Annotated in this window: 12 protein-coding genes and 1 tRNA gene; 6 read left to right on the plus strand and 7 right to left on the minus strand. The window is 57.5% G+C overall.

Features of this window, described 5'->3' with window-relative positions:
- Nucleotides 1–41 precede the first annotated feature (41 nt).
- From ACE3P9_RS00785 to ACE3P9_RS00800, 4 genes are all read right to left on the minus strand, one after another.
- A complete protein-coding gene (locus tag ACE3P9_RS00785; protein WP_374490983.1) occupies nt 42–683 on the minus strand; it encodes a phosphatidylserine decarboxylase in 642 nt (213 codons plus the stop codon).
- A 186-nt stretch (nt 684–869) separates the two neighbouring features.
- The gene (gene ilvC, locus ACE3P9_RS00790; protein ID WP_374490985.1) at nt 870–1,886 is read right to left on the minus strand and encodes a ketol-acid reductoisomerase; all 1,017 of its coding nucleotides are present in this window, start codon (nt 1,884–1,886) and stop codon (nt 870–872) included.
- Nucleotides 1,887–2,026: 140 nt separating this feature from the next.
- Nucleotides 2,027–2,518 (minus strand): acetolactate synthase small subunit, encoded by a 492-nt coding sequence (gene ilvN / locus ACE3P9_RS00795; RefSeq protein WP_374490987.1) that lies wholly within the window; start codon nt 2,516–2,518, stop codon nt 2,027–2,029.
- A gap of 176 nt (nt 2,519–2,694) precedes the next feature.
- Nucleotides 2,695–4,464: an acetolactate synthase 3 catalytic subunit gene (locus ACE3P9_RS00800; RefSeq protein ID WP_374490989.1), complete on the minus strand. Its 1,770-nt coding sequence runs from the start codon at nt 4,462–4,464 to the stop codon at nt 2,695–2,697.
- A gap of 252 nt (nt 4,465–4,716) precedes the next feature.
- On the opposite strand from ACE3P9_RS00800, the gene ACE3P9_RS00805 reads away from it, so the two are divergent.
- The 6 genes from ACE3P9_RS00805 (at nt 4,717) to miaA (ending at nt 9,947) form a co-directional block, all read left to right on the plus strand.
- Nucleotides 4,717–5,298: an RDD family protein gene (locus ACE3P9_RS00805; protein ID WP_374491640.1), complete on the plus strand. Its 582-nt coding sequence runs from the start codon at nt 4,717–4,719 to the stop codon at nt 5,296–5,298.
- Nucleotides 5,295–5,732 (plus strand): diacylglycerol kinase, encoded by a 438-nt coding sequence (locus ACE3P9_RS00810; protein WP_374490991.1) that lies wholly within the window; start codon nt 5,295–5,297, stop codon nt 5,730–5,732. Before ACE3P9_RS00805 ends, ACE3P9_RS00810 begins: the two co-directional genes overlap by 4 nt.
- A 196-nt stretch (nt 5,733–5,928) precedes the next feature.
- Nucleotides 5,929–6,522: a TIGR00730 family Rossman fold protein gene (locus tag ACE3P9_RS00815; RefSeq protein WP_374490993.1), complete on the plus strand. Its 594-nt coding sequence runs from the start codon at nt 5,929–5,931 to the stop codon at nt 6,520–6,522.
- Nucleotides 6,523–6,698: 176 nt separating this feature from the next.
- Nucleotides 6,699–8,633, plus strand: a complete 1,935-nt coding sequence (locus tag ACE3P9_RS00820; protein ID WP_374490995.1) for a SurA N-terminal domain-containing protein — start codon at nt 6,699–6,701, stop codon at nt 8,631–8,633.
- 57 nt (nt 8,634–8,690) lie between these two features.
- Nucleotides 8,691–8,766, plus strand: a tRNA-His gene (locus ACE3P9_RS00825).
- Nucleotides 8,767–8,948: 182 nt separating this feature from the next.
- Nucleotides 8,949–9,947 carry a tRNA (adenosine(37)-N6)-dimethylallyltransferase MiaA gene (gene miaA, locus ACE3P9_RS00830; RefSeq protein ID WP_374490997.1) on the plus strand — a complete coding sequence of 333 codons (999 nt, stop codon included), beginning with the start codon at nt 8,949–8,951 and terminating at the stop codon, nt 9,945–9,947.
- Nucleotides 9,948–10,025: 78 nt separating this feature from the next.
- Here the strand turns inward: miaA and ACE3P9_RS00835 are convergent, their stop codons facing one another.
- The 3 genes from ACE3P9_RS00835 to ACE3P9_RS00845 all read right to left on the minus strand — a co-directional run bounded on the left by ACE3P9_RS00835 (nt 10,026) and on the right by ACE3P9_RS00845 (nt 11,589).
- Nucleotides 10,026–10,526 (minus strand): DUF1178 family protein, encoded by a 501-nt coding sequence (locus tag ACE3P9_RS00835; protein ID WP_374491000.1) that lies wholly within the window; start codon nt 10,524–10,526, stop codon nt 10,026–10,028.
- Nucleotides 10,502–11,122, minus strand: coding sequence for an NUDIX domain-containing protein (locus ACE3P9_RS00840; RefSeq protein ID WP_374491642.1), 621 nt, complete (start codon nt 11,120–11,122; stop codon nt 10,502–10,504). Before ACE3P9_RS00840 ends, ACE3P9_RS00835 begins: the two co-directional genes overlap by 25 nt.
- A gap of 143 nt (nt 11,123–11,265) precedes the next feature.
- Complete coding sequence (locus ACE3P9_RS00845) at nt 11,266–11,589, minus strand: DUF2818 family protein (RefSeq protein ID WP_374491002.1); 324 nt, start codon at nt 11,587–11,589, stop codon at nt 11,266–11,268.
- Nucleotides 11,590–11,608 lie beyond the last annotated feature (19 nt).

The following is an 11,608-nucleotide window of genomic DNA, read 5'->3' on the forward strand; positions in this document are numbered from 1 at the left end:
GAAGCCACGCCAGACGCAGGGCAAGAGGGCTCGGGCACCGATCAAAGAGCAGCCAGTACGGTGGTGGTGGCAGACACCTTCTGTCCCGGCGCCACCAACGGCCGTGCCGTCACTGGGAGATACACGTCCACGCGGGACCCGAAGCGAATGAACCCATAGCGCTGTCCTCGAGCCAGGGTATCCCCGGGCTTGACATAGCAGAGAATGCGCCGGGCCACGAGTCCTGCCACCTGCACCAGGGTCACCGTGGTGCCATGGCTGTCGATCACGACCGCATTGCGTTCATTCTCCGTCGAGGCTTTGTCGAGATCGGCATTGACAAAGGCGCCTGGAAAATACGCCACCTTGCGCACCACCCCGTCGACCGCAGCACGGTTGCTGTGCACGTTGAACACGTTCATGAACACGCTGATGAGCAACGCATCGCGGTCCGCATACGGGTCGCGAACCTTCTCGATCTTCACGATGCGGCCATCGGCAGGAGAGAGTACGGCGCCTGCATCCTGGGGAATGTTTCGCGGCGGATCGCGAAAGAACTGCACCACGAACAGGGCAATCAGCCAAAATGCCGCAGCCACTGCAAAACCGAAAAATATCTGCATCAGGACAGCCACCAGAATGCTGGTGGCAATGAAAGGCCATCCTTCGCGTGCCAGGAGAGGGTGGGGATAGTTCTTGCTCATTGCATTTCTTCGCGTCGGGGCATGCTCCGCAGGCGATGCCCGGAACATGGCGCAGTGGAGAGGGAATAGAAACGGAAAAAGCCACTGACAGTGGCTTTTTCTGCATGCCTTGCCGCCTTGAAGCGGACAGAGGCCTATTGTGGCATGAATCGGGAGCCGGCCGGATGGCACAGCTCCCAGCCATCATCAGTTCTTGGTCTGGTCGACCAGCTTGTTCTTGGCGATCCAGGGCATCATCGAACGCAGCTTGCCACCGACCACTTCGATGGGGTGAGCCGCCGTGTTGCGACGACGTGCCGTCATGGCCGGATAGTTGATGGCGCCTTCCTGGATGAACATTTTGGCGTAGTCACCGTTCTGGATGCGCTTGAGGGCATTGCGCATGGCTTCACGGCTCTTGTCATTGATGACCTCGGGCCCCGTCACGTACTCGCCGAATTCCGCATTGTTGGAAATCGAGTAGTTCATGTTGGCAATGCCGCCTTCGTAGATCAGGTCCACGATCAGCTTGAGCTCGTGCAGGCACTCGAAGTAAGCCATTTCAGGAGCGTAGCCGGCTTCGACCAGGGTTTCAAAGCCCATCTTCACCAGTTCCACGGCACCACCGCACAGCACAGCCTGCTCGCCGAACAGATCGGTTTCGGTTTCTTCCTTGAAGGTGGTTTCGATGATGCCTGCCTTGCCCCCTCCGTTGGCCATGGCATAGCTCAGAGCCAGCTCACGGGCCTTGCCGGACGGATCCTGCTGCACGGCGATGAGGTGAGGCACACCGCCGCCTTGCTTGTAGGTGCTGCGCACGGTGTGACCGGGAGCCTTGGGCGCCACCATCCACACATCCAGATCGGCGCGGGGAACCACTTGGTTGTAGTGCACATTGAAACCGTGTGCGAACACGAGAGAGGCACCCTTCTTGATGTTGGGTTCCACATTGTTCTTGTACACCTTGGCGATGTTCTCGTCAGGCAGAAGAATCATGACGACATCGGCGTCCTTGACTGCCTCGTCGACTTCCTTCACGGTCAGACCCGCAGCTTCGGCCTTGGGCCAGCTGGCGCCGCCCTTGCGCAGACCGACAACAACCTTCACACCGCTGTCGTTCAGATTCTGTGCATGGGCATGGCCCTGGCTTCCGTAGCCGATGATGGCTACGGTCTTGCCCTTGATCAGGGACAGGTCACAGTCTTTGTCGTAAAAAACTTTCATACAGCTCTCCAATGGAAAGAATGGGGAAATGGCGAAATTGCCCTACGACAGGCTCAGGGCGAACGCATCGACATTTCGCCTTCATGAGAAACCGCCAGCGTTGAGCCCGTCGACACGCTGGGGCCTGGTAAAAGGGGGAATCAGACCCGCAGAATGCGTTCTCCACGCCCGATGCCACTGGCTCCCGTGCGCACGGTCTCCAGAATGGCACTGGGCTCGATGGCATTGAGAAAAGCGTTGTTCTTGGACTGGTCCCCGGTGAGCTCGATGGTGTAGCTCTTGTCGGTAACGTCGATGATGCGCCCACGGAAAATATCCGCCATGCGCTTCATTTCCTCGCGTTCCTTGCCTACGGCGCGCACCTTGACCATCATCAGCTCGCGCTCGATGTAGGCGCCTTCGGTCAGATCCACCACCTTGACGACTTCGATGAGACGGTTGAGGTGTTTGGTGATCTGTTCGATGACATCATCAGACCCGCTGGTCTCGATGGTCATGCGCGACAGGCTGGCATCCTCAGTGGGAGCAACCGTCAGGCTTTCGATGTTGTAGCCACGGGCAGAGAACAGCCCGACCACACGGGACAGAGCGCCAGCCTCATTCTCGAGCAGCACGGCAATAATGTGTTTCATGATGAGTGTTTCCTCTTTTCGTCGCCCTCCTCCCGTACCGGTAAGCACAGGACTTGGCGGACAATAGATTCCAACGTGAGAGCCACCGCTGGCCAGCTGCAGAATTTGCTGCAGCACTCGGCGCAGACCAACCAGCCCCTCCTGCCTGAAAGACCGGCAGCAGTGGCTGGAATGGATCAGGGTTCCTCGGACGCAAGCAGCATCTCGGTGATGCCCTTGCCTGCCTGCACCATGGGATAGACGTTCTCGGAAGGATCGGTCCGAAAATCCAGGAAAACCGTGCGATCCTTGAGCTTGCGTGCCTCGCGCAGTGCCGGCTCAATGTCCTTGGGATCCTCGATGAGCAGCCCCACATGGCCATAGGCCTCGGCCAACTTAACGAAGTTGGGCAATGCATCCATGTAGCTGTGGCTATAGCGACCGGAATATTCGATTTCCTGCCACTGACGCACCATGCCCAGATAGCGATTGTTGAGCGCACAGATCTTGATGGGCGTGTTGTACTGCAGACAGGTCGAGAGTTCCTGGATGTTCATCTGCACCGAACCTTCACCAGTGATGCAGAACACTTCACTCTGGGGACGCGCCAGCTTGATCCCCATGGCATAGGGAATCCCCACGCCCATGGTCCCCAGCCCACCGGAATTGATCCAGCGGCGAGGCTCGCTGAAACGGTAGTACTGGGCCGCCCACATCTGATGCTGCCCCACATCCGAAGTGATGTACACATCATCGTTTCGAGTCATCTGCCAAAGTGTCTCGACCACCTTTTGTGGCTTGATGACTTCCTTGTCATCCCGATCGTACTTGAGGCATTCGGTCCTGCGCCATTTGTTGATGGTGTCCCACCAGGGAGCCAAGGCTGCAGGATCCGGCTGTACCGGTGCATCGTGGATCGCGGTGAGCAGATCGGCCAGGACATCCTTGACATCTCCCACGATGGGTACATCCACCTTGACCCGCTTGGAAATGACGGAAGGATCGATGTCGATGTGAATGATCTTGCGTTCGTTCTGCGCAAAGTGCTTGGGATTGCCGATCACGCGATCGTCGAACCGCGCCCCCACAGCCAGCAGCACATCACAGTTCTGCATGGCATTGTTGGCCTCGACCGTACCATGCATTCCAAGCATGCCCAGGAACTTGGGGTCGGTGGACGGATAGGATCCCAGACCCATGAGGGTATTGGTACACGGCGCACCAAGAGCATCGACAAGGGCTCGAAGCTCGCTGCTGGCGTTGCCCATGACCACCCCGCCGCCGGCATACACATAGGGCCGCTTGGCAGCCAGCAGCAGCTGGAGTGCCTTGCGGATCTGGCCTGCATGTCCCTTGCGCACCGGATTGTAGGAACGCATCTCCACGGTTTCCGGATAGCCATGCCAAGCCATTTTCTGGAACGACACGTCCTTCGGAATGTCCACCACCACCGGTCCGGGACGTCCAGTACGCGCAATATGGAAGGCGCGCTTCATGACCTGCGGAATGTCGCGCGGGTCCTTGACCAGGAAATTGTGCTTGACGATCGGACGCGTGATACCCACGGTATCGCATTCCTGAAAGGCGTCCTGACCGATGGCGGCAGTGGACACCTGACCTGAAATGACCACGAGCGGCACACTGTCCATGTAGGCAGTGGCGATCCCGGTGACCGCATTGGTCAACCCGGGACCTGACGTGACCAGAGCCACCCCGACTTCACCGGTCGCGCGCGCAAAACCGTCTGCCGCATGCACGGCAGCCTGTTCGTGCCGCACGAGCACGTGCTGTATGGAGCTTTGCTTGTAGAGGGCGTCGTAGATGTAGAGCACCGCACCACCGGGATATCCCCAGATGTGCTTGACGTTTTCTGCTTCGAGACACTTGATGAGTGCTTCGGATCCCATGAGCATGGGAACCTTGGGGGCAGGCTTGGCGGTTGCCGCCTGAACTTGAGCTGTATCCATTGATGAACCTTTTGTGATTTTCTATACAGAAAAACCTTGGGTGCCTCTCAGCGTCCTTCTTGTGGAAGGGCGTCGAGACTTGAGGCCAAAACCATGAGCGCTCTGGTAACGCGCCGGGCAGTGACCCGTTTGCCGTATTGCGTGACAAGTTTCATTATCGCATTGTTGCAATGCAAAAGTCAGTCCCCCGCCATTTTTTGCATGGCCAGCCCATGCTGTCTGCCCCGAGCGACATCCCGATATACTCGGCCGATGTCCTCGCAGCCGTCCTCTTCGCCTCTTCCTGCCGTGCATTCGTCTTCTTCGTCCGTCCTCCAGGCCCCTCCCCTATGGCGACGCATGGCATGCTGGCTCTATGAAGGAGTCCTGCTCTTCGGTGTGGTCTTCATCACGGGATACCTGTTCAGCGCCCTCACCCAGACCCGCAGCGGAACACAGAACCGCCATGCACTTCAGGGCTTTATGTTTCTGATGCTGGGCATCTATTTCGCATGGTTCTGGAGCAAGGGTCAGACCCTGGCCATGAAGACCTGGCACATCCGGGTGACGGATCGGACAGGAAAGCCGATTGCCCAGTGGCGCGCCTTGCTGCGGTACATGTGGAGCTGGCTGTGGTTTCTCCCCCCGCTTGCAGCACTGTATCTGGCAGGCACATGGCAAAGGCATGGCGGACTGGCCATCATGCTGCTGCTGGGATGGGTACTGTTCTGGGCCTTGTTGACCCGTCTGATGCCGGGCAGACAGTTCGCACATGATCTGATGGCCGGAACCCGCCTGATCTCCCAGGAACCGCCCAAGGACGCGGAATCCAAGCGCAAATGGTGGCAGCTGTGAGTGCGGACAAACAGCATGCGGCGGCAGACTCCATCTCCAGTGCGCCGGCTGGTCCCCATCCCCAGAAACGGCGCAAGGGCCTGATTCGTCTGTACTACGCCACGGGCTACTCTCTGGCCGGACTGTTCTCTGCCTTCCGAGAATCTCCTGCCTTCCGGCTGGAGGCATGCCTCAATCTGCTCGCGTTGCCCGTAGCCTGCTTGTTGGGGCGCAGCTGGATGGAGGTGGTCATTCTGTGGGTCGCCACCTGGCAGCTGCTCATCGTCGAATTGCTCAACAGTGGCATCGAAGCCGTGACAGATCGCGTGGGCTATGAGCTCCACCCTCTTTCCAAGCAGGCCAAGGACTTCGGCAGTGCCGCCGTATTTCTGAGCACACTGACTGCCATCGGAACATGGGGAGCCTTCGCCTGGTCACGCTGGATGCCCGCATGAAAACACATGGCCGGCAAGCCCACGGAAAGCGATGACGGATCCGACACAGTGCATCGGATGTGCACGCGTATGATGAAGCACGCCTATTCCTTGATGTATCTCCCTCATGCGCGATCCCTCAGTTTCCAAGTCTGCACCTTCTTTCGCTGAAAATACCGCCCTCTTCGGCCCCCACGCCCCTCCGTTTTCCATTTGCGTGTACTGCGCATCGCAGCAGGGGCGGGATCCCATTCATAGCCGGACCGCTCATGCGGTAGGCGACTGGATTGGACGCCACGGCGGACAGCTCGTCTATGGCGGCAGCCACGCGGGCCTCATGGGCATCCTGGCGGACGCCACACTGCAGGCAGGTGGCCGGGTCGTCGGCATCATTCCCAAGGCACTGGTCGATCGTGAATTCGCACACCATGGATGCACTGAACTCCATATCGTGGACAACATGCATCAGCGCAAGTTCATGATGGCCGAGAGAGCCACGGCATTTTTGGCACTGTCGGGCGGCATTGGCACATTCGAGGAGTTCTTCGAAGCCTGGACCTGGCGCCAACTGGGCTACCACCACAAGCCGGTCGCCCTGCTCAACACGGCCGGCTACTACGACACCCTTCTCCAGTTCCTCGAAGGATCGGTGACCGCAGGCTTCATGCGTCATGCACAGATGGAAATGATCCACGTAGGCACAGAGGTGCCTGACGTCCTGCACTATCTTGCTGGCCCGACAGAAGCCCGTGTGGCAGATGCCGCAGGGAGTCGGCTCGATCTGCAGGCTCCTCCAGAGGGGAGAGCGTGAAAATCACGCCTGCTACAATCCATCGATCCAGGCCGGGCACCACAGAATGCATCAGGCAGACCCCTGCACGGGGTCTGCTGCCGCGTTGCGCGCCCTCAGAGGAACCACACCTGTGGCCTCTGTCCCCCTGAAAGGCGGACTGATCGTTCGCCTTTTTCATTGCTTCAGGACATGGCATGTTCGAATTCATCCAAAAGCACAACAAGCTGTTCATGATCATGCTGTTCGCATTGGTCATCCCCTCATTCGTCATGCTGGGCGTCGACAACTATCAGCGCATGAACGACGCGGGGCATACCACCGTGGCCATTGTCAACGGCCAGAAGATCACGCAGGCGGAATGGGACAATGCCCATCGGCAGGAAGTGGATCAGCTCCGCGCCAGTCAACCCGGCATCGATGCCCAGCTCCTGGATTCTCCGGCCGCGAAGTACGCCACGCTGGAGCGCATGGTGCAGAACCGTGTCTTGGCAGAAGCCGCATCCAAGCTCAAGCTGTTCATCAGCGACCAGCGCCTTGCGCAGGAACTGATCAGCGATCCTGCAATCGCTGCACTGCGGGGAAGCGATGGCAAGCTCGATCAAACCCGTTATGCGCAGCTCCTGGCCGCACAGGGACTCACGCCACAGCGCTATGAGGCCATGGTCCGCAGCCAACTCACCAGCCGGCAGGTATTGCAGGGCGTGTCGGGTGCCGGCGGCTGGATGCCAGCCTCCCTGGCTGACCTGGTAACACGCCCTTTCTTCGAAAGACGCAACATCAGCGTCATCTATTTCAAGCCTGAATCCTACAAGGCACACGTTCATCCTTCTGCCCAGGATCTGCAAGCCTACTACAAGAGCCATCTTGCAGAATTCCGTGCCCCCGAACAGGCCTCCATCGAATATGTGGTGCTGGATTTGGCTTCAGTGCAGAAGCACCTCACGGTCAGTGAGGCCGACCTCCAGAAATTCTATGAACAGAACAAGGACCGATTCGGTACGCGCGAGGAGCGCCGTGCAAGCCACATTCTGATCGCAGCCGATGCCAAGGCCTCTTCCACCCTGCGAGAAGCAGCACGCAAGAAAGCCGAAGACATTCTGGCGCAGGTCCAGAAAGACCCTGCCAGCTTTGCACAGCTGGCACAGAAGTACTCGCAGGATCCCGGCTCTGCCAAGAAGGGAGGAGACCTGGGGTATTTCGATCGCACCACCATGGTCAAGCCCTTCGCAGAAGCTGCCTTTGCACTCAAGCAAAACGAAATCAGCAAGGTGGTGGAAACTGACTACGGCTATCACATCATCAAACTGACTGGAATCCGCGGAGGAAGTGGGCAGCAGAGTTTCGACACACTCAAGCCGCAGATCGAAGCCGAGCTCAAGAAACAGCAGGCCCAGCAGAAATTCGGCGAAGCCGTAGAGGCCTTCAAGGAAGATGTGTTCAAACAACCGCAGTCCCTCAAGGCTGTGGCTGACAAGTTCGGCCTGCAGATCCAGACTGCCCAGAACATTGGCCGTACCCCTGTTCCCCATGCACAGGGCCCGTTGGCTCAGCCCGCATTCTTGAATGCCTTGTTCACAGCCAGCTCCCTGTCCGGAAAGCAGAACATCACACCGATGGAAATCGGTGCCAACCAGCTGGCCAGTGGACGCATCATCAGCTATAGCCCGGCACGACAAAAGACCTTTGACGAGGTCAAAGCCACCATCGAAAGCCAGGTGACTCAAGCCAAGGCAGCACAACTGGCCAAGGCTGCAGGTGAAGCAACCCTCAAGCAATGGCAACCCCATCCTGCGCAGGCTCCCATGCCTGCCACTATGGACGTGTCCCGCACACAACCGAATGGCACACCACAAACGGTCATCAATGGCGCACTGCGAGTCAGCCCTTCTCATCTCCCGGCGCTTCAGGGTGTCGATCTTGGCCCTCAGGGTTACGCTGTGGTCCGCGTCAACAAGATCCTTCCCGCAGATGCCGCCACTGCCGCCGCTCAGGCACAGCAGCGCCCCCAAGTGGCACAAGCCTTCAATGAAGCCAGCATGGTGGCGTACTATGAGGCACTCAAGAAACTCCTGAAGGTACAAATCCTGGTGGCCAACCCCCTCGGCTCCACCTCTCGTCCCATCAAGTAATTTTTGAAGTGTCGCTGACGAACATCTCAAAAAACAAGCTATAATTCATTCTTTCTGGTGGCTGTAGCTCAGTTGGTAGAGTCCAGGATTGTGATTCCTGTTGTCGTGGGTTCGAGCCCCATCAGCCACCCCAGATATCAAAAGCCCTGAGTTTTCATCAGGGCTTTTTTTTGCGGTTTCATGCATCGCAAAACTGCCGGCAGGATTCCTCGCATGGACACCTACATACGTCCATGTGCACTGAGAGCGGCAGAGTTCTCTCGTGCTTGCCCATTTATCTGCTCTTGGTTCTCCTGAAGCCGACATTCAAGTACTGTGCCTGCCGCCTCCGCTCCCTCATCCCTGCCCTATCTTGCACTGGCTGGCCCCACTGCCAGCGGCAAGACTGCGGCAGCCTTGTATCTGGCAGAAGAAGCCCAAGCCCGCTGGGGAATCACGCTGGAGATCATCAGTGTCGATTCTGCGCTGGTGTATCAGGACATGGACATTGGTACTGCAAAACCCAGCGCAGAAGAGCGCATGCGGGCCAGACACCATCTCATCGACATTCTCGATCCGTCGGAAACCTACAGCGCTGCACGCTTCTTCCAGGATGCCACGGCAGCCATACGGGCTACCCACGGCCGTGGCCATCTCCCCCTTCTGGTCGGCGGCACGATGCTGTACTACAAGGCTCTTTTCGAGGGACTGAGTCATCTTCCTGAAACTGATCCGCAGATACGGCAGCAAGTAGCGGCCCAGGCTGCTCAACAAGGCTGGCCAGCCCTGCATGCCGAACTGGCACGTGTCGATCCTCTGGCTGCACAGCGACTGCCCCCCCAAGACAGCCAACGCATCGGTCGTGCACTGGAAGTATGGCTGGCAACAGGAAAGCCCTTTTCGGAATGGCAGGCAGACCGCAGCTCCAGTCAGTTCCCACCTCGGCCTCCGTTGACTCTGATTTCTCTTGAGCCGATGGATCGTGCCTGGCTTCATCAGCGCATTGCTCGACGCTTCGATGCCATGTTGGACGCGGGCTTCATGGCAGAAGTGCATGCCCTGCGGGCCAGACCCGATCTATATGTCGGACTCCCTTCCATGCGGTGCGTAGGGTACCGCCAGGCCTGGGAAGGATTGGACAATCAAGAGCCTCTCTCCTCATGGAGAGAGAAGGCGATTGCAGCAACCCGACAACTTGCCAAGCGTCAGCTCACCTGGCTCAGAAGCATGCCTGCTCGGAAAATCGTTCCATGCGAAGCTCCCGATGCCGCACACCAAGTTTTCCAGCTCACGGAAACAGCCTTGCGCACCCACGAGTTTTTCTCCGCGCTCTGAACCCACCCCTCGCTGATCGTGTGTTGCGCCTTCTGCTCGCGGCAGCATCTGTTCTTCCTCTGCTCAGGAAGCGCACATTCATTGCAAGGACTGCTTGGAGCTTTCCGGCACAGGTAGCGCCAACACCTTGATCCCGTCTTCCCGCAGCTCACGTACCTCTTGTGCAGTCGCCTGTCCACGAATAGCTTCTGGCTTTCTGTGACCTTCGTGCATGTCCCTGGCCTGACGTGCAAACTCTGTCCCCACATCCGTGGTATGGGTAAGTACCTGCTGCACCATGCGTTCGTATACCGCTGTCAGCATCGCAGGGGACATGGGTAGGTTTTGCTCTGGTAGCTTGTCTTGATTCTTGTGTATGGTGGCAGCAGATGGGGCAGGCGTAGATGCATGATGCCCCAGATTCAGCCGAGGAGCAGACAGTCGCTTGACGATGGAGAAACTCCCACAGACCGGACACAGCACTTCCTTGCGCTCAAGCTGTACAACAGCCTCCCCCTCAGAAGCGAACCATCCTTCAAAGCGATGTCCAACCGCACACTCCAGATCCAGCACCTTCATGTGACTGTCACCTGCTTCCATGGCAAAGTCCATCCTCTGCCATCCAGGTTCTGCATCCAGAGCAGACAGCTGAGTGTCTTGGCATCTGTCAGTTCTCCCTGACGAACACATTCGAGCAGATCCTCCAGGGTTGCTCCATGCACATGCAACAGCTCTCCTTCTTCCAAGTGCTGCCCCTTGAAACACAGCCTCCTGGCAAACCAGATGTCGATGTGCTCATCCGAATATCCTATGCAATTGTGCATCACGCCTGCATAAGCCCATTCCATCGCATCGAATCCCGTTTCTTCAATCAGTTCGCGACGGGCACATGCTAGACCATCTTCGCCAGGATCCAGCTTGCCAGCAGGAAATTCGATCATGACGCGATCCACAGCATGTCGATACTGGCGTTCCACGAGATATCTTCCATCCTCCAGAAGCGGCACTATTACAACTGCCCCTGGATGACGGATAAACTCGCGCGAAGCCTCTTTCCCATCAGGTAACCCCACCCTGTCACGCTGGACCTTCAGAAATCGCCCAGTCCATACTGTCTCTGATTCAAGGACGCTCTCATTCAGATCAGACGATCCTGTTGCAATATGAGCAAGAAGGTCAGATACGAGAGGGTTCATTTCCTCGTTTTTACGCATGGTGGATCACTCCATTGGATGTCTTTTCGACCAGAATGCTGCAAAAAACAATCGCACGGTCACCATAAGGTGACCGTGCGAAGCATTCAATATTCCCTGAATGGCGAAAGAGCAAGCGGAGTCGCTCATTCTCCTGATCTGGTCATATGGCTGTACACAAACCCCGGAAATGCAAAAGTGGCAAACAAGGCCACCGTAGTGACATAGAATTCCCAGCCTTGTGAATAGACCTGCCCGGCACGTGACTCAATCCAACGGCTGAACAGCCCTGTGAGCATATACAGGAATATCCACTCCATAAACTGAAGCCCTAATCTTTTTCCACTGCTGTGCTCCCCCTCTTTTTTTGTCAAGGGGACACACGCCAGAAGACGGCCATTAAGAAAAGGAAGATTGGCCGCGATAAAGGCCACCAGCACAACCAACAGCACAGAGAACTGCTGACTCATGGGATATTTCCTGTTATTA

The organism is Allobrachymonas sp. (assembly GCF_041912815.1).
In the GTDB taxonomy this organism is placed as follows: domain Bacteria; phylum Pseudomonadota; class Gammaproteobacteria; order Burkholderiales; family Burkholderiaceae_C; genus Brachymonas.